Raw genomic sequence first — 17332 nt, forward strand, 5'->3', positions numbered from 1 at the left:
TTTTATAACAGGGGCTGTTTTATTTTTAAAGCTTTTTATTAGCAATATATGCTAACTCTGTTATTTATATGATTTATTAGGCAATTGATATTATTTTATGTTTAAAAACATTCCAAATATTCTTACCATCACAAGGATACTTTTATTGCCGCCATTTGTTGCTGCGTTTATGTACAATAAATACCAGGCCGCACTTTATATATTTATACTTGCAGCCTGCACTGATATCTTTGACGGCCTTGTAGCGAGGATAACAAAACAGACAACCGAACTTGGCAGGATTCTGGACCCGATAGCAGACAAGTTCTTTATGGTGACATCATTTGTACTGATGACCTATTACGGCATGATACCAAAGTGGCTCACTATTGTGGTCATAAGCAGGGACCTGATAGTTATTACCGGATGCATCATCACATACTTTATCGTTAACAGGCTTAAGATAGAACCTACACTTTTAGGAAAGGCATCAAGCGCATTTCAGTTTATTTTTATAGGCGTTGTCCTGCTGTTTGTAAATATAAATGGTGATACATCTTCACTCTTTCTGTTACTGATATTCATAGCATTTCTGACAATAGTTTCAGGGCTGCAGTACATATATAACGGACTAAAGACAATTAATCCCGGCAACAGCCAGGCATAAAGATTATGAACCTAAGCATCAACCATATAAAAGAAGGCAGCAACGCCGAGAAGCTCGGTTTAAAAAAAGGCGATGTTATAGCAGCCATTAATAACGAGCCTGTTAAGGACATAATAGATTACATGTTCCATGCCGCTGATTCATCTCTGCATATGGATATCATCAGAGGCGATAAAAAACTGAACTTCACCGTTCCAAAGAAAGACATCTCAAACCTTGACATTGAACTTAAATCCTTTAAGACTAAATCCTGCAATAACAACTGCATCTTCTGCTTTGTGAATCAGCTGCCCAAGGGCATGAGGAAGAGCCTCTATCTTAAAGACGACGATTACCGTATGTCTTTTCTTTATGGCAATTATGTGACACTGACCAACCTCACAAAAAAAGATAAGGAGCGGATCGTTTCGCAACGGCTGGGCCCGCTGTATATATCCGTGCATACAACGAACAATGATTTAAGAAGAAAGATGCTGGGCAATAAAAAGGCGCCCGACATACTTGAAGAAATAAAATACTTCACTTCTCACAAGATAAGGATACATGCCCAGATAGTGCTATGCCCCGGGTTTAATGACGGGGAAGAACTGCTGAGCACAATAAGAGATCTCTCTAAATTTTACCCGTATATGCTCTCCATTTCTGTTGTGCCTGTCGGCCTGACCAAATACAAAAAGAAACTTGTGCAGCCTATTGAAGCAGATGGAGCAAAAAAGGTCATTGAGGAAGTTAAGAAGCTTCAGGCAAGATTCAATAAACGCCATGGTGATACTCTCGTTTACATCGCTGATGAATTATACATTGATGCCGGCATACCCTCCCCAGCATTAAAGAACTACGGCGACCTTCCTCAATTAGAGAACGGTGTCGGAATGGTCCCGCTGTTTTTGAACCTGGCTAAAAAAGCAAAACTCCCAAAAAAGATCGAGCCGAAAAATATAGTCACATTTACCGGAAGATCTTTTATGCCATTTCTTAATGAATTCAAAAAAAGGCTGGACACGATAGACGGGCTTAACCTTGAGGTCTTTGAGGTTGAGAACAGGCACTTTGGTTCGTCAGTGACCGTTGCCGGGCTTTTGACAGGCAAGGACATAATAAAGACCCTCGTAGGCAAGACAAGGGCTGACTGCCTTCTTGTCCCGGATGTAACACTGCGGGATGGGACAAATGTATTTCTTGATAATGTTAAGATCAAAGACATCGAAGAGACGCTTGGCATTCCGGTCAAGGTCATCGAGTCAACACCTCAGGGACTTATAGAAGGAATAAAAGATGGATGTAAGTGGGAAGACTAAAATAGTCTGCATATTCGGGTATCCGGTTGAGCACTCTCTCTCGCCTAATATGCACAATGCAGCATTTGAAAAGCTTGGACTTGATATGTGTTATGTCCCATTTAAAGTTGCGCCTCATGACCTGCCCGCCGCTGTAAACTCCATAAGAGCGCTCGGGATGTTAGGCGTAAACACCACAGTCCCGCATAAAGAGAATGTAATCGTTCTTCTTGATGAAGTTGATAAAGAGGCATTATTCATAGGCGCTGTCAATACGATAGTTAATACTGACGGCAGGCTTAAAGGCTACAACACAGACGGCAGAGGATTTATGAGTTCGCTGTCTGAAGAAAATATCACCATAGATAATAAAGATGTGCTCGTTATAGGAACCGGCGGCGCCTCAAGGGCGATAAGTTATTATTTGAGCGAGAAGGCGTCAAAGCTGTTCATGTTTGATATAGACAAAACCAAGGCTCAAAAGCTTGTGGACGATCTCAGCAAAATTCGTGATAACGTGACACTGCTGGATGATATTAAACAAGCCGGCAAGCCAGACATTATCATAAACGCCACCCCGCTCGGCCTGAAAGATACCGACCCCCTGCCCTTTGACACGAATAAAATTACTTCTGAAATGGTGGTCTGCGACCTTATCTACAAAGAGACTCCTCTTCTCAAAGAAGCAAAGGCAAGAGGCGCAAAGACGATCAATGGTTCAGGCATGCTGCTCTGGCAGGGTGTGCTTGCGTTTGAATTGTGGACCGGAGTGAAACCGCCTGTTGATGTTATGCGAAAGGTCTTGTTGGCGAAGATAAAATAAATGTCATCACAACAATCATTTCTCCAACTCTTCAAAAACCTCTATCCTGTCCCTGCCCTTTGCTTTTGCAGAGTATAACGCCCTGTCGGCGAGTTCTATTATCTCATCTTCACTCTCGGGAATTTCCTTCTCTTCATAGAATAATTCGGCAATACCCATGCTTACTGTTATCCTGATCGGTTCAGAACCGGGGCCCTCAATTTCTTCCTCAGCTATCAGATCATGTATCCTTGACGCAAGCACGTGAACGCCATCAACCCTCGTTTCAGGTGAGATGATGACAAACTCTTCCCCGCCGTATCGCACGATTATATCTTCAGCCCGGCAGTGCTTCCTGATTATCGCCGCAACCTTCTGCAGTATCAGATCGCCGAATATATGGCCGTATGTGTCGTTGAACTTTTTGAAGTGGTCAATGTCCATCATGATGCATCCTAAATAATGGCCATACCTTTGCGCCCTGTTGACCTCTTCATGCAGGCGGTATGCAAGATATCTCCTGTTATACAGGCCTGTAAGTTCATCTATTATCGAAAGCTCCTCGATCCTCTTATACGCCTGTGACAGCTTCCTCATCAGTTTCAGTACGATCAAATAAATGATCCCGAGAAGAAAGATGATCGTCAGAACAGCTAAAGACAAGATTATGAAATTATTGTTTTTGAGCTTTGCCTGAATATGCTCGATATTGTAGTTAAGGCTTATACCGCCCCTGATCTCTCCAAGCCTGTAGCCCTGCTCAAAGTGGCACCCAAGGCATTCATCCTTCATGTAGAGAGGCGCCATGTATCTGAAATATGTTCTGTCATTTATAACCTCTTTGCGGTAGAACTCCTGAACGCCCTCATTGAACTTCACAAGAGCATCCCGCTCGAACTCATCCGCGAGGTTCTTTTGATCAAGAGGATAAAGGCTCGTTATATGAAACAGGAGCATCTCCTCAATCGCCGCAAACCGCACAATCTCGCCTGTCATCAGTGTCGAACCGACCTTTGTATAAAACTTGCCGTTCATGGATTCAAAATCAGGATTGTTAAGATAGTTCTCAGGATCGATGACCTTCTTCTTCTCTGCATATACCCCGCTGTGCCCGGAGCCCCAGTTTCTGTTCAGCGCGATGTCATTGAAGTCACCTCTTGCGGCAGTGAGGATCTCTTCCTCGATCAACTGGCCGTTCCTGTAATATAATCCGAGAAAAATTCCTGACACAAAAATGGCTATGATGAGGCTGATACTAAAGAGGAATACTCTGTATTCTTTACCGAAAAATATTGCGCTCTTTGCCTTCTCTGCCATAAGAACATCCTATCAGAGCGCAATTTCAGAGTCAATGAAATAATTAATAATTTAAATTCTTTGATAAAATATTTCATACATGTTAATTTGATTCATACATCCATTCAATAACTGAGGAGTTAATATAATGAAAATAGCGATAACAGGCAAAGGCGGTGTCGGCAAGACAACGCTGTCGGCTCTTTTAAGCCATATCTACTCTTCAGAAGGCAAAAAGGTCATAGCGGTTGACGCAGACCCGGATGCCAACCTTGCTGCTGCACTGGGCATCTCAAAAGATGATCTAAGCACCATACGGCCGATAGCTGACCTGCCGGACCTGATAGAAGAGAGGACAGGTGTAAAACCAGGAAAACCGGGCGGAATATTCAGGCTCAATCCCAAGGTTGATGATATACCTGAAGGCTTCGGGTTTAAACTCGGCAATACAACTCTACTTATCATGGGAAAATCAAGGACTGCCTCATCTGGATGCTACTGCCCTGAGAGTGCGCTCTTAAAGAGACTGCTCAAGCATCTAATCCTTGAGAGAGATGAGATCGTCATAGTTGATATGGAGGCAGGCATAGAGCACCTCACAAGGGGTACTGCCGAAGGCGTGGACGGATTCATAGTTGTTGTGGAGCCGGGGCAGAGGAGCATACAGACAGCGCTCTCCGTGAAAAGGCTCGCAAAAGAACTGGGCATCAAAAAGATTTTTGCCGTTGCCAATAAGACGAGAGGTGAAAGCGATATATCTTTTATTAAAGATTCGCTGAAGGATATGGAACTGCTTGGGGCGATATCTTTTAACAACGATATAATGGAGGCTGACGTCAAAGGGCTTCCATCAAACAAGGCGTCAGCCATTGCAGTTGAGGAAGTTAAAAAGATAAAGATGAATCTGGAGAAGCATATTTGAAAAAGATAATCAGGGAAGACCTGCTCAATAAGCGCAATTCAATAGATCCTGACGAGAAGAAGGCAAAAGAGAGATCTATTGAAAAGAAGCTTTTTGAACTGGAAGATTTTAAAAAGTCTGAATGCATATTGTTATATGCCTCATTCCGCTCTGAAGTTGATACAATGAATTACCTTCAGGACGTGATACATCTAAAGAAGAAACTCATCTTACCGCTGGTTGAGCATGATAACAGAGGATTAAAGCTGTTTGAGGTCAGGGACGTTTCAGAGCTTATCCCGGGATATATGGGCATACAGGAACCGGGCATACTGAAAGACCGTGAAGTCTCATTGAAAGAGATCGACCTGGTTGTCATTCCGGGAACAGGATTTGACACTAAAGGGAACCGGCTGGGATACGGAGGCGGTTACTATGACAGGCTGCTGAGCTATGAATCAAAGATGCTTTCAAAGGCTGAACATATAATAACCGTGGCGCTTGCTTTTGAAGAACAGATCGGCGACAGGATACCGGCAGAACCTCATGACATCAAGGTTGATATCATCATTACTGATAAACGGGTCATCTCCTGCAAAGCATGATCTCCGCATATTCCCCTTGCTTGTATAAATAAAAATATTTATAATGATTCATAACAATAAACAAAAACTAATCCCATCTTAAAAAAGGAGGCATCAAATGAGCAAAGGAAAAGACAAACAAAAATCAGATGTTAAGAAAGCACCAAAGATGACCCTTAAAGAAAAGAGAAAAGCAAAACAGGAGAAAAAGGGTTAGTTCGTAATTGCAATTGTATTCAGCTGTTATTCAATCAATCCCCTCTTGCTATTCAGGCAAGAGGGGATTGATTTTAATTCACTCTCATCATTAAATCTGCCTTTATCTGCCTCTATCACTTTTTGACACTCATAATTCATAAATGCTAAAATTCTTCTCAATTTTTTAAAGCAATCCCTGACTAAAATTCAAATAATTCTCAGGAGGAACTAATGGATTACAGAGAGTATAAAGAACGCATCGGAGGCATTAACCACTGGCTGTTTGCGCAGGATGATTTCAAACATCTTATTTCACGCACATTCCGCGGAGAAGAATATTCCAATGTCATTAACGGCTCAGGGGTCGTAAAGGGAGAGCAGAAATTTCCAAAGGGATATCAGGATGTGATCATACCCGAACTTAAACGCAGGTCTGATTTTCTGAGCGAGATACCGGCTCTAAAGGATGTTAAGCCTGCTGACTCAAAGGTACTGACCGTTCTGGTTGGTGACAAAGACGATCCGAAAGTCGCAGCATCAAGAAGCTACGTCGGTATGAAATCAGCCACAACAAAGATGTCAGGCCTCTCCAGCATGCTCGAAGAATTCCCTTCTACTGTCACAGCTTCTGAAATGTACAAAAAGCTTGAGCAGTGGAACAATGACAAATCCATATCCATCTTAATGTTCCAGCTTCCATTCGGCGGCAAGGCAGGAGAGACGATTGATACAACCGCTCTCTGCAACCGTATCAATGTAGCAAAGGACGGCGACGGGCTTAATCAGGTCACGCTGGGACTTATGTCATTGGGCGCGGAACGCTATTATGATTGCTGCACTCCAAGAGGCATGGTGGATCTGTCAAGCGTCTACCTCGTCAGAGAGAAAGGAGCCAGGCTTCGCCCGGACGGCATAGCCAGCTTCGCAGGACTTGAGGTTGTAGTAGCAGGCAGAAGCAATATCGTCGGAGAACCTCTCTTTAATCTATTAAAGCGCTTTGACGCAACGGTATTAGGGCCCTTGCATACAAAGACAGGTTCAGGCGGCGCTTCTGATAAAGAAACACAGCGTAGAATTTATATTGAACTTTCAAAACGCGCTGATATAATCTTCGGCTGCATGGGATTTCACCCTTACAAAGTTCATTCTGACACAGAATACTTCTTTACCCCTGAGATGGTTAAGCAGGGATGCCTGATAATAGACGCATCCACATCATTCAGAAAAGACGGCAAATCGCCTTATGGTGATGTTGACCCTGCTGCGCGCTCTAAAGCTGCTGCATTCACTCTGGAGACCGGCGGCGTCGGCCCTGCTACGGTCACCAAACTTGTGCATCAGGGATGGCTCGGCATGCTGTACCAGAATATAGATAAGGTCAGAAAGGCAGTTGAAGACAACAGGTCAATTACTGTTTCAACTTTTACAAAACTTCTTGCCTCTTATGCAGGCTCAAGTGAATCTGATGCAGCAGTCAATGCTGAAAAACTATTTAATAGAGCGATACATCCTGACAGCCATCCTGTGCATGCTGTTGACGCGCTTGAGGCGATACTTCCTGCTTTGATGACAAAATAAGATAATCTGTTTTATATTACGTGGCAAACATGGATAGAAAGAAGATTGAAAAAGGCATAAGGCTGGTTCTTGAAGGCATCGGGGAAGACACCGAAAGGCCCGGGCTCAAGGATACGCCGCAGCGCATCGCCATACTCTATGAAGAGATCTTCGCAGGCCTCTCCACGCCGGATGATGAGATTCTTAAACCAATAGAGGGTGAAAGCCATGACGAGATGGTGCTTCTTAAAAATATCCCATTCTATTCAGTATGCGAGCATCATCTTCTTCCTTTTATAGGCAAGGCGCATGTCGCCTATATCCCTTCAGGCGGAAAGATCGTCGGTTTAAGTGAACTGGCAAAAGCGGTTGAACTCTTTGCCAAGAGGCCCACGGTGCAGGAACGGCTTACAACCCAGCTTGCCGACCTTATAATGAAGAAATTAAAACCAAAAGGCGCGATGGTGATCATTGACGCGGAGCACCTCTGCCTTTCCATGCGCGGGCTTAAGAAGTCAGGAGCGAGCACAGTCACATCAGCCGTCAGAGGGATCTTCAGGACCAAGGAATCTACAAGGATGGAGCTTCTGGAGCTTATCAAGCAGAACAATTAAACCGGCCCATATTTCAGGCATAAGGAGTGAAAAATGATAATCACCAAGAAACGCGACTTTAAGGCTTTGCTGGAAAATATCGCAGACTACAAAAGTTTCTTTCTCATCGGCTGTTCCGAGTGCGCTTCACTCTGCGGAACAGGCGGCGAACCAGAACTCGCAGCGCTTAAAATAGCGCTTGAAGCTGAGGGAAAGACCGTCACCGGAACCATGCTTCCTAAGACAGGATGCCAGACGCTCGGCACAAAGATCGAGTTAAAAAAAGATAAAGATTCATGCGCTGCTGCTGATGCCATAATCGTCATGTCCTGCGGAGCAGGCACACAGTCAGCCGTTGAGATATTCCCTGACAAACCCGTATTCCCGTCCAACGATACGCTCTTTCTCGGCAACATGACAAGGTTTCAGATGTTCGATGAAAGATGCTCCCTGTGCGGCGAGTGCATACTTGATAAGACAGGCGGCATCTGCCCTGTCACCGCATGCCCCAAGGGGCTTCTGAACGGCCCCTGCGGCGGGACGAATGAAGGCAAATGCGAGGTCAGCCCGGACATAGAGTGCGCGTGGGTAAGGATATATAACAGGATGAAGAAGACCAACAGGCTTGAAGATTTCAAAAAGACGCTCAGCCCGAAGAACTGGTCAGCCAGCAGAAAGCCCGCTACCCTTAATACCCGTGAGAAAGAGGAGGTAAAAAAGTGAGCCTTAGAGACGCCCTTAATTCCGGAAAATTTGTTGTAACAGCAGAAGTCGGCCCTCCAAAGGGCACTGATATAAAGAAGATACTCCATGAATCAGAGTTGCTCAAAGGGAAAGTGGATGCCCTGAACGTAACGGATAACCAGTCTGCCGTCATGCGCATCAGCTCTGTCTCATTCTGCAAACTCCTTCTTGAAATGGGGCATGAGCCTATCCTCCAGATGACTTGCCGCGACAGAAACCGCATCGGGCTTCAGTCAGACCTGTTAGGCGCGAGTATACTCGGAATAAAGAATGTCCTCTGCATGACCGGCGACCATCCTAATGCAGGCGACCATAAAGAGGCAAAACCTGTATATGACATCGAGTCTGTCCAGCTTCTTCAGATAGTAGCCGGTCTTAATGCAGGCAAAGATATGATGGGTAATGAGCTTAAAGGCGCGACCGATTTTTATCAGGGCGCTGTTGTCACACCTGAGTCCAATCCGATTGAGCCGCAGCTTATGAAGTTTGAAAAGAAGATAGCGGCAGGAGCGAACTTCTTCCAGACACAGGCGATATATGACATAGACAAGTTCAAGGATTTTATGAATTACTCAAGGCAATTCCCTGTTAAGATACTTGCCGGATTAGTTCTCCTGAAGAGCGCTGGCATGGCTAACTTCATGAACAAGTTCGTTCCCGGAATTACCGTTCCTCAGAACCTTATCGATGAGTTAAAGGCAGCGGGCAAAGAAAAGGCTTTAGATGCAGGAATAGATATAATGGCAAGGCATATCAGACAGCTTAAGGATGAAAAGATCTGCGACGGCGTTCACATCATGGCGATCGGCGCGGAAGACAAAGTGCCTGAGATAATGGAGAGAGCCGGACTGCTTTAAGATTTCAGAAACTCCTCCCCCTCTTAAGTTAAGAGGGGGCAAGGGGGAGTTACTATAATAACCCCTCCTAACCTCCCCTTAAACTAAGAGGAGGAAATAAAGGCAAGGGGTTCTACGCATTATTCTCAACCGAAAATGTTGTAATTGTAAATTTGATTGTAATGGCCTATGAAGCGGAATTCAACCACATCTTTCCCTGTAAATCTAAATACGATTCTGTAGTGGATATCAATTCTGAAACTCCAGACATCATGACCTTTTGGATGAAGTTTTTCTGTTCTGAGGATGGGATTAAAGGGATTCTCCCTGAATAATTTTGTCTTCTCGTCAGCTTTAATCCTAATCTTTATCGGAAGTTTAAGAAACAACTCATCGAATGTTGCAGTAGTATATATCTCTGTCATGCCTTCTATGCGATTTCAAGCAGAGATTTTCTCTTTATTGTACGGCCTGCTTTATGATCTGCTTCTGATTTTTTCAGTGTCTCGATAAAATCCTTTTTATAAAGACCGACAGCATTACAGAACATCTCATAATTTTCTTTTGTTATTTCAAACTTGACCTTATCTTTTGTTACTCTCTTAATTTCGGCAGACAATGTTTTTTGCATATCAGCACCTCCGGTTTTATTATACAATTTTTGCAGATTGTAATTGCTAAGAGGAGGAATAAAGACAAGATGCCTGCGAGTGCAGGCTGCACTATTTTCCGAGATAAGCCCGCTCGATTGCGAACTCAATTTGGGTTCCCTGCAACGCAGAAATATCTTTTAGACTTTCGATATAGACCCGGTAATCGCCGGGGGACATCTTAAAATTAATAATGATTCCATGAAATCTGTCAACGGAAATTCCAGCATACTGCAACTCTGATACCTCTTTATCCAGAATCGTTTTTTCACCCGTAGTATCGATTTGCGCGACTCGAATTCGCAGCGGAATGGGGATGCCGTCACTATACTTGAAATGACCAGCCAGCCTGGCGACACGCTCAAAATCACCCTTCTTGAACCCAACCCGCAAAGTGAAGCTGTATGTATCACTCTTTTCGATACGGAAATAGCTTTCGATCTTTGTTCCAGCCTTCTGCACCTCAAACGGCATAATGATCGGGGGCGTTGGCAGATGCCTGCACGCAGACAGTACTGGCAACATAATAAACAGCATTAATAATCGTCGCCTGATATTCATGAAGTTGCAAAGTTGCGTCGTGATTTTTGTATCTATCATTTTCTGACTCATGTCTTTAAAGCTCATAATGAATGTAATCATAATATTTATTAGAATTTTAAACAAGAACTTTTTTACAGCAGAAATTTATATTGTCAATATTTGTAACCCGTGCCTCTTATTTCGTAAAATAGGCGCATGGCATTAGGGAGCAACACACCCCTAATCCCCTCTTGATAGAGGGGAATTAAAATAACTTACAGGAAATCATGAACAACTTCACTGACTTCTGGCAGCATATACCGGAGCACATCAACCCTAACATCATAGCTATCGGCCAGTTTCAGATCCGCTATTACGGAATGATGTACATCGTCGCGTTCGCCATTGTCTATCTCCTTGTAATAAAGAGGGTCAAAGGTGAAGGATTCAGTTTTACAAAAGAGACTATACAGGATGCCTTTGTCTGGATGATCGTCGGCCTTATGGCAGGAGGAAGGCTCGGGTATGTATTGTTTTACAATCTGAATTATTACCTCTCGCACCCGCTTGAGATATTTCTCCCATTCTCATTTGAGAACGGCATTCAATTCATCGGCATTGCGGGAATGTCATACCATGGTGGACTCGTAGGGCTCATAACAGCCGCCCTGCTCTTCTGTAGAAAAAGGAAGATCGATTTCTGGTATTTCACAGACCTCTTTGCCCCTGTAGCTCCTCTCGGCTACACATTCGGAAGGATCGGCAACTTCATTAACGGCGAGCTTTACGGCAGAGAGACAACTGCTGCGTGGGGGATGTACTTTCCGCTTGATTCAGATACCTTGCTCAGGCATCCGTCACAGCTGTATGAAGCATTTTTTGAGGGGTTAATCCTCTTTATCATTCTATGGAGCGTACGCAAAAAGAGTCCGTTCAATGGATTTCTCCTGTCGCTGTATTTAATAGGGTACGGGCTTGTCAGGTTTGTCATAGAATTCTTCAGGCAGCCCGATCCCCAGCTCGGATTCATCCTCGGCCCTTTAAGCATGGGGCAGGCGCTATGCCTGACAATGATAATTTGTGGTGCAGCGATATATTTCATAAGAAGCGGCAGTAAGGCATAGCATAGATTTGTCTGTGTTATAATCAATGATAAAATAATAATCAGTATTTGGAGGGCAGGATAAATGATTGCAAAGAGCGGCGATAAGGTTAAGGTTCACTATACGTTAAAAGATATAAATAATGAGGTGTTAGAGTCTTCGCGTGAAACTCATCCTTTAGAGTTCACTCTTGGCGATAAACATGTCATCCCCGGGTTTGATAAGGGCGTGACCGGCATGAAGGTCGGAGAGTCAAAGACAGTCCATATACCATTCCTTGAGGCTTACGGCGCGAGGAATGAAGCGATGATATTTGAATTTGATAAAAGCAAAGCGCCCGAACAGTTTGACCCGTCGATCGGGCAGACTGTAAAACTCCACAGGGCTGACGGGATGCCGGTCATGGCAACGGTTATCGGAAAAACCCCAAAAGGATTTATGATGGATACAAATCATCCCCTTGCAGGCAAAGACCTTACATTCGATTTGGAGCTGGTAGAAATTATTACTGAGTAGCATAAAAGATAAATACCATGTCATCAATTACTATCACGGATATCATTAACAAAAAACGCAGCGGCAGCAAGATCACAATGCTTACCGCCTATGACTACCCTTTTGCCCAAATAGTTGACGAGGCAGGTATAGATATGATCCTTGTAGGAGACTCTCTGGGAATGGTGGTTCAGGGACTTGAGAATACACTGCCTGTAACAATGGATGAGATGATATACCATACAAAGATGGTATCCAGGGCATCAAAAAATGCGATGGTGATCGGGGACATGCCTTTCATGTCATATCAGGCATCTATCGAAGAAGCGGTAAGAAATGCCGGAAGATTTCTCAAAGAGGCCGGAGCATCTGCAGTCAAGATCGAGGGGGGAGCCGAGGTTGCCGACCGCATAAAGGCGATGACAAGGTCAGATATCCCTGTGATGGCGCACATAGGGCTTACGCCCCAGTCGATACACAGGATGGGCGGTTATAAGGTGCAGGGCAAGACCGAAGCGGCAGCGGCAAAGCTTATTGATGAGGCTGTAATTGCAGAAGATGCAGGCGCATTTTCTTTACTGCTTGAAGCCATACCGATGGAGCTTGCAAAAAAGATCACTGAAAGACTTTCAATACCTACCATTGGGATAGGCGCGGGGCCTTACTGCGATGGACAGGTGCTCGTGCTCCATGATGTGATCGGACTTTTTGAGAGATTTACGCCGAAGTTTGTAAAGAGATATGCAAATATTAAAAATGATGTATTGATCGCAGTAAAAAGTTTCAAAACAGATGTTGAAAAAGGTTCATTCCCATCTGACAAGGAGAGCTTCAAGTAGCTCTGCAATACCTTCATCTTATACCATCCTGACATCAGTTAACCCATGATTATACGTTTGCAACTATTGTCTGCGTCACTAATGTGAAATTCTTTTTTATAATCACCAAAAATAAAATGTTTTAGTAAAATATGTGGTGCACAAATTATTCTCAATCGTATATAATATATCCGTCTGATTAACAGGTGCGCTATGGAAAGAAGAAATTCAGAAAGATATGACATCAATGTTGACGCCAATATTATCTATAACGACGTTATAGTTTTAGGGGTCATAGAGAACTTCTCTGACGACGGATTGGGCGTAAGATGTGTTTCAAACGAAGGCCTGAACCCTGTTGAAATAGGCGATATTATTAAGGTTGAATTTAAGATATTTTATGAAAACTTAGTATGTTTTCCATGTGAGGTAAGGTGGAAAAAAGAATTCAACGATTCGGTGCAGGGTTCTATATTGAGGATCGGGATGGAGCACCTGAAAGCTGAAGATAATACTCCCATGATCTGCCGATGATCCATATGTAACAAAAAAGTTATACGCTTTATAATCTCCCCGGATCTCCTTACACTATTAATTGTTTATCTCCTCAATTTTGTTGCCCGCCCCCATAATGTTAAAATAATTTGTATTTGATATATTAAGTGAGAATAAATCTAAAGTTAAAGAGGTGTCTACCCATGCGCATTATCCTCGCCATAATTGCCATATTTATTTTTTCCACCCAATCTCATGCTGCTGAGGAATTAAATATAGGACTTATCCCCGAGCAGAACGTATTCAAACAGATGAAGAAGTATGAACCTCTGGGGAAATACATAGAGAATAAGACAGGGGTAAAACTTAATTTCATAATCCTTTCAAGATACGGGAACATCATTGATAACTTTAACAGCATGAACCTCGACGGCGCATTCTGGGGCAGCTTTACAGGCGCAATGGCAATCAAAAAACTGAACATACAGCCTATAGCAAGGCCGGTAAACCCTGATGGCAACTCCTCTTATCAGGGATATATTTTTGTGCATAAGGACAGCAGGATCGACAGTGTCGCCAGAATGAAAAACTCTGTTATAGCATTTGTAGACAAGGCAACCACTGCCGGGTACATATTTCCCATGGCCTATTTCAGGGAGAACGGCGTAACCAACATTGACAGCTACTTTAAAGAACACTTTTTTGCAGGCAGCCACGATGCAGCCATATACGCCGTACTCAATAAAGAAGCGACAGTAGGGTGCGCTAAAAACACGATCTTTGATATGCTTGCCAAAGAAGATCCTTCGGTAAAAAATGATCTCGTGATACTTGCAAAATCACCATTTGTACCGTCAAACGGACTCGGCATAAAAAGCAATATTGCCATATCCGTAAGAAACAGACTGCAGGCCGCGCTTCTGGGCATGAGCAAAGATCCTGAAGGAATAGCGGTGCTTGAAAAGTTCGGGGCCAGAGAGTTTATCAGCACAACAAAGGAAGATTATCAGCCTGTATTTGATATGATAAATAAAGCAGGCATCGATCTCGACACCTATAACTACAGGAACAAATGACAAAGAAGATCATCCTCTCCCTTATCACCCTTTTCATAATCTTCTTTGCAGGAGCCGCAGTCTCCATGTTCTATATCTCTGACAGCGCGTCTGATGTCAGCAATATAATCAAGCTGCACCAGGTCGGAGACCTGAGAAGAGAGCTCCTGATCAACCTCCAGTCTGTCCAGTCAACCATATACAGATTCAACACTTCTAACCCCAAAGATCTGAACAGTATGGCGACTGACGTAATGTCGCTTAACGAAAAAGTCAGTGAATGCTTCTCATGCCATCACGAGCCTAATATAAACAGCCAGATAATGCGCGTGCAGTCTCTTGTGAAAGATTATGAAAACCATATCAGCTACTTCATAACAGGAAGCTCCACCACAGATAGAATTGACAGATACAAACAAGAATCAATCTCCATAGGAGATGACATACTCGCAGCTCTGATGGATATGTCCAGGAGGGCAGGCATCAGGCTTGAGTCATTGACAACCAACAGCACTAATAAGATCAATCAAATTCAAAATGTACTCATAATAACAATACTTGCAACCCTATTCTTCAGCATTATCGTCGCCTTCAGATTGACGAGATTTATTACGATGCCGGTCAGCAAGCTCCTCTCTGCAACAAGGAACATTGCATCAGGAAATATCGGCACTACAATTAAGCATCATGACAAGACTGAATTCGGAGAACTGGCGGAGAATTTCAACATCATGAGCAAAGGGCTCAAAGAAAGCTATGACGAACTAAATAAAGAGATCACTGAGCGCATAAAGACAGAGGACAGGCTGCGGGAAAGCGAAGAGAGGTATATGCTAGCGGCACAAGGTGCCAATGACGGGCTGTGGGACTGGGACCTGATTTCCAATAGAATTTATTATTCTCCCCGCTGGAAATCAATGCTCGGCTATAATGACGATGAGATTAAGGATGTTTTTGAAGAATGGGCCAACCACACACACACTAATGACATTATTCAGGTAGAGACCGAACTAAAGGCGCATATTGACGGCCTGACACCTCAGTTCCAGAATGAGCAGCGCATGCGCCATAAAGACGGGACTTACAGGTGGATGCTTACCAGGGGGCTTGCCGTTAGGAATGAATCAGGCAAGGCATATCGTATGGCCGGTTCTCAGACAGATATCACAGAGCGCAAGGTCATTGAAGAACAGCTGACTCATGACGCTTTTCATGATTCCCTGACAAACCTTCCAAACCGCGCTCTCTTCATGGACCGCCTTTCACATGCGATAAGGCGCAAGACCCGAAAAAATGAAAATCTATTTGCGGTGCTTTTTATAGATCTGGACCGGTTCAAGGTAATAAACGACAGCCTTGGGCATATGGCAGGAGACCAGCTGCTTATCAAGGCCAGCCAGTGTTTTGTTGAATGCCTCAGGCCCAGTGATACAGTTGCGCGTTTTGGAGGAGATGAATTCGCAATACTCCTTGAGGAGATCACAGACACAAATGATGTAACTGCCCTTATAAAACGGGTGCAGGGGATATTGCTTCAACCTTTCACGCTCCGCGAACATGAGGTCTTCATAACCCTGAGTATCGGGATCGCCTTCAGTTATCCAAACTCTACTAATCCTGATAATCTCCTGCGCAATGCCGACATAGCCATGTATCACGCAAAGGCAAACGGCAGAAACCGCTATGAGATATTTAATGAAACGATGTACAAAGATATTATAACCTCCATGAAGATGGAAAGCGACATGAGGAAGGCGATAGTCAATAAAGAATTTCAAGTCTTCTACCAGCCGTTCATCTCCCTAAAGGACAACAGGATATGCGGTTTTGAAGCGCTTATCCGCTGGGAGCATCCGGAGATGGGAATGATACAGCCGTCAGAATTCATCCCCTTATCAGAAGAGACCGGCATGATAGTGCCTATCGGAAAATGGGTGCTTAGTGAAGCATGCCGGCAGATATGTGAATGGAATGCCAAGTTCTCTTTTGATATCCCGCTGAAGATGAATGTCAATATCTCAAGCAAGCAGTTTCTTCCCGACCTTATCAACCAGGTAAAGCTTGTCATAACAACGACCAAAATAGATCCAAAGAACCTGACGCTGGAGATAACAGAAACACTGCTGATGGAAAATGCGGAAATGACCGCGCCTCTGCTGCAGCAGCTGAAAGATATGGGGGTAATGCTGCAGATTGATGATTTCGGCACGGGTTACTCATCACTGAGCTATTTGCACAATTTCCCGTTTGACGGCTTAAAGATAGACAGGTCTTTCATCGCCAAGATCGGCACGAAAGATGAAAAGCTTGAGATCCTGAAGGCTATCATAACACTGGCTCAGAACCTTGACCTCCATGTTGTGGCTGAAGGTGTAGAGACAAGTGAACAGTTTGTCAAGATAAAAAAACTGAACTGTGAGTATATACAGGGATTCCTTCTTTCAAAACCTTTGAGCGCTGCTGATGCTGAAATATTTTTAACAGACATCGACAAACTGGCCTTATTATTTAACAACATGAAGTAAGCCATAACTGGATATCTGCGCTCAGACGCATATTTTACAATGTGTGTAAATTCACACACATTCTCTCGAATATTTATTAATTTTATCTCCTCAGAACAAAAATCATATTATATCCAATACACTTTTGCTTATTTAATAATTACAACTATCTGCATTATATGATTTAAATCATATATAAATATATTAAACACTTATATATAATATAAGATGAATTTGGTATGTGTATTGCTTCAGA

At 43.5% G+C, this 17332-nt stretch carries 19 protein-coding genes; 15 read left to right on the plus strand and 4 right to left on the minus strand.

All coding sequences use genetic code 11. The features are described from left to right. Positions 1-97: 97 nt before the first annotated feature. From pgsA to Q7U10_10090, 3 genes are read left to right on the plus strand one after another with little or no spacing between them, the layout of a single operon-like run. Positions 98-646, plus strand: coding sequence for a CDP-diacylglycerol--glycerol-3-phosphate 3-phosphatidyltransferase (gene pgsA / locus Q7U10_10080; GenBank protein ID MDO8282948.1), 549 nt, complete (start codon positions 98-100; stop codon positions 644-646). Between the two features lie 5 nt (positions 647-651). Next, on the plus strand, positions 652-1944 hold the full coding sequence (locus Q7U10_10085) for a DUF512 domain-containing protein (protein ID MDO8282949.1): 1293 nt from the start codon (positions 652-654) through the stop codon (positions 1942-1944). After that, on the plus strand, positions 1922-2746 hold the full coding sequence (locus tag Q7U10_10090) for a shikimate dehydrogenase (protein ID MDO8282950.1): 825 nt from the start codon (positions 1922-1924) through the stop codon (positions 2744-2746). The genes Q7U10_10085 and Q7U10_10090 overlap by 23 nt, the downstream gene beginning before the upstream one ends. Before the next feature lie 15 nt (positions 2747-2761). Here the strand turns inward: Q7U10_10090 and Q7U10_10095 are convergent, their stop codons facing one another. Further along, a complete protein-coding gene (locus Q7U10_10095) occupies positions 2762-4042 on the minus strand; it encodes a diguanylate cyclase (protein MDO8282951.1) in 1281 nt (426 codons plus the stop codon). 127 nt (positions 4043-4169) lie between these two features. On the opposite strand from Q7U10_10095, the gene Q7U10_10100 reads away from it, so the two are divergent. From Q7U10_10100 to Q7U10_10125, 6 genes are all read left to right on the plus strand, one after another. Then, complete coding sequence (locus Q7U10_10100; protein MDO8282952.1) at positions 4170-4943, plus strand: carbon monoxide dehydrogenase accessory protein CooC; 774 nt, start codon at positions 4170-4172, stop codon at positions 4941-4943. Further along, positions 4940-5527 carry a 5-formyltetrahydrofolate cyclo-ligase gene (locus tag Q7U10_10105; protein MDO8282953.1) on the plus strand — a complete coding sequence of 196 codons (588 nt, stop codon included), beginning with the start codon at positions 4940-4942 and terminating at the stop codon, positions 5525-5527. Before Q7U10_10100 ends, Q7U10_10105 begins: the two co-directional genes overlap by 4 nt. A 408-nt stretch (positions 5528-5935) precedes the next feature. Continuing rightward, positions 5936-7282, plus strand: a complete 1347-nt coding sequence (locus Q7U10_10110; protein ID MDO8282954.1) for a tetrahydrofolate dehydrogenase/cyclohydrolase catalytic domain-containing protein — start codon at positions 5936-5938, stop codon at positions 7280-7282. A gap of 29 nt (positions 7283-7311) precedes the next feature. Next, positions 7312-7875 carry a GTP cyclohydrolase I FolE gene (gene folE / locus Q7U10_10115; GenBank protein ID MDO8282955.1) on the plus strand — a complete coding sequence of 188 codons (564 nt, stop codon included), beginning with the start codon at positions 7312-7314 and terminating at the stop codon, positions 7873-7875. 33 nt (positions 7876-7908) lie between these two features. Continuing rightward, a complete protein-coding gene (locus tag Q7U10_10120) occupies positions 7909-8577 on the plus strand; it encodes a methylenetetrahydrofolate reductase C-terminal domain-containing protein (protein MDO8282956.1) in 669 nt (222 codons plus the stop codon). Beyond that, entirely contained in the window at positions 8574-9455 is an 882-nt protein-coding gene (locus Q7U10_10125) for a methylenetetrahydrofolate reductase (GenBank protein MDO8282957.1), read from the plus strand. Before Q7U10_10120 ends, Q7U10_10125 begins: the two co-directional genes overlap by 4 nt. 125 nt (positions 9456-9580) lie before the next feature. On the opposite strand, the gene Q7U10_10130 is transcribed toward Q7U10_10125, so the two are convergent. The 3 genes from Q7U10_10130 to Q7U10_10140 all read right to left on the minus strand — a co-directional run bounded on the left by Q7U10_10130 (position 9581) and on the right by Q7U10_10140 (position 10711). Continuing rightward, a complete protein-coding gene (locus tag Q7U10_10130) occupies positions 9581-9859 on the minus strand; it encodes a type II toxin-antitoxin system YoeB family toxin (protein ID MDO8282958.1) in 279 nt (92 codons plus the stop codon). A gap of 5 nt (positions 9860-9864) precedes the next feature. Beyond that, complete coding sequence (locus Q7U10_10135) at positions 9865-10065, minus strand: hypothetical protein (GenBank protein MDO8282959.1); 201 nt, start codon at positions 10063-10065, stop codon at positions 9865-9867. A gap of 91 nt (positions 10066-10156) precedes the next feature. Continuing rightward, positions 10157-10711, minus strand: a complete 555-nt coding sequence (locus tag Q7U10_10140) for a DUF5625 family protein (GenBank protein ID MDO8282960.1) — start codon at positions 10709-10711, stop codon at positions 10157-10159. 182 nt (positions 10712-10893) lie between these two features. Between Q7U10_10140 and lgt the strand changes: the two genes are divergently transcribed. The 6 genes from lgt to Q7U10_10170 all read left to right on the plus strand — a co-directional run bounded on the left by lgt (position 10894) and on the right by Q7U10_10170 (position 17097). Continuing rightward, entirely contained in the window at positions 10894-11730 is an 837-nt protein-coding gene (gene lgt, locus Q7U10_10145; protein MDO8282961.1) for a prolipoprotein diacylglyceryl transferase, read from the plus strand. Positions 11731-11793: 63 nt separating this feature from the next. Continuing rightward, the gene (locus Q7U10_10150; GenBank protein ID MDO8282962.1) at positions 11794-12225 is read left to right on the plus strand and encodes an FKBP-type peptidyl-prolyl cis-trans isomerase; all 432 of its coding nucleotides are present in this window, start codon (positions 11794-11796) and stop codon (positions 12223-12225) included. Between the two features lie 17 nt (positions 12226-12242). After that, a complete protein-coding gene (gene panB, locus Q7U10_10155) occupies positions 12243-13043 on the plus strand; it encodes a 3-methyl-2-oxobutanoate hydroxymethyltransferase (GenBank protein ID MDO8282963.1) in 801 nt (266 codons plus the stop codon). 192 nt (positions 13044-13235) lie between these two features. Continuing rightward, entirely contained in the window at positions 13236-13556 is a 321-nt protein-coding gene (locus tag Q7U10_10160; protein ID MDO8282964.1) for a PilZ domain-containing protein, read from the plus strand. A 164-nt stretch (positions 13557-13720) separates the two neighbouring features. Beyond that, on the plus strand, positions 13721-14593 hold the full coding sequence (locus Q7U10_10165; GenBank protein ID MDO8282965.1) for a phosphate/phosphite/phosphonate ABC transporter substrate-binding protein: 873 nt from the start codon (positions 13721-13723) through the stop codon (positions 14591-14593). Next, positions 14590-17097 carry an EAL domain-containing protein gene (locus Q7U10_10170; protein ID MDO8282966.1) on the plus strand — a complete coding sequence of 836 codons (2508 nt, stop codon included), beginning with the start codon at positions 14590-14592 and terminating at the stop codon, positions 17095-17097. The genes Q7U10_10165 and Q7U10_10170 overlap by 4 nt, the downstream gene beginning before the upstream one ends. Positions 17098-17332: the final 235 nt, after the last annotated feature.

The organism is Thermodesulfovibrionia bacterium, from assembly GCA_030646035.1.
GTDB lineage: Bacteria > Nitrospirota > Thermodesulfovibrionia > UBA6902 > UBA6902 > JACQZG01.

Bases quoted from the DNA above. Each gene is read 5' to 3' on its own strand.
- pgsA (MDO8282948.1), top strand. From the start codon at position 98: ATGTTTAAAAACATTCCAAATATTCTTACCATCACAAGGATACTTTTA.
- Q7U10_10085 (MDO8282949.1), top strand. From the start codon at position 652: ATGAACCTAAGCATCAACCATATAAAAGAAGGCAGCAACGCCGAGAAG.
- Q7U10_10090 (MDO8282950.1), top strand. From the start codon at position 1,922: ATGGATGTAAGTGGGAAGACTAAAATAGTCTGCATATTCGGGTATCCG.
- Q7U10_10095 (MDO8282951.1), bottom strand. From the start codon at position 4,042: ATGGCAGAGAAGGCAAAGAGCGCAATATTTTTCGGTAAAGAATACAGA.
- Q7U10_10100 (MDO8282952.1), top strand. From the start codon at position 4,170: ATGAAAATAGCGATAACAGGCAAAGGCGGTGTCGGCAAGACAACGCTG.
- Q7U10_10110 (MDO8282954.1), top strand. From the start codon at position 5,936: ATGGATTACAGAGAGTATAAAGAACGCATCGGAGGCATTAACCACTGG.
- folE (MDO8282955.1), top strand. From the start codon at position 7,312: ATGGATAGAAAGAAGATTGAAAAAGGCATAAGGCTGGTTCTTGAAGGC.
- Q7U10_10120 (MDO8282956.1), top strand. From the start codon at position 7,909: ATGATAATCACCAAGAAACGCGACTTTAAGGCTTTGCTGGAAAATATC.
- Q7U10_10130 (MDO8282958.1), bottom strand. From the start codon at position 9,859: ATGACAGAGATATATACTACTGCAACATTCGATGAGTTGTTTCTTAAA.
- Q7U10_10135 (MDO8282959.1), bottom strand. From the start codon at position 10,065: ATGCAAAAAACATTGTCTGCCGAAATTAAGAGAGTAACAAAAGATAAG.
- Q7U10_10140 (MDO8282960.1), bottom strand. From the start codon at position 10,711: ATGAGCTTTAAAGACATGAGTCAGAAAATGATAGATACAAAAATCACG.
- lgt (MDO8282961.1), top strand. From the start codon at position 10,894: ATGAACAACTTCACTGACTTCTGGCAGCATATACCGGAGCACATCAAC.
- Q7U10_10150 (MDO8282962.1), top strand. From the start codon at position 11,794: ATGATTGCAAAGAGCGGCGATAAGGTTAAGGTTCACTATACGTTAAAA.
- panB (MDO8282963.1), top strand. From the start codon at position 12,243: ATGTCATCAATTACTATCACGGATATCATTAACAAAAAACGCAGCGGC.
- Q7U10_10160 (MDO8282964.1), top strand. From the start codon at position 13,236: ATGGAAAGAAGAAATTCAGAAAGATATGACATCAATGTTGACGCCAAT.
- Q7U10_10165 (MDO8282965.1), top strand. From the start codon at position 13,721: ATGCGCATTATCCTCGCCATAATTGCCATATTTATTTTTTCCACCCAA.
- Q7U10_10170 (MDO8282966.1), top strand. From the start codon at position 14,590: ATGACAAAGAAGATCATCCTCTCCCTTATCACCCTTTTCATAATCTTC.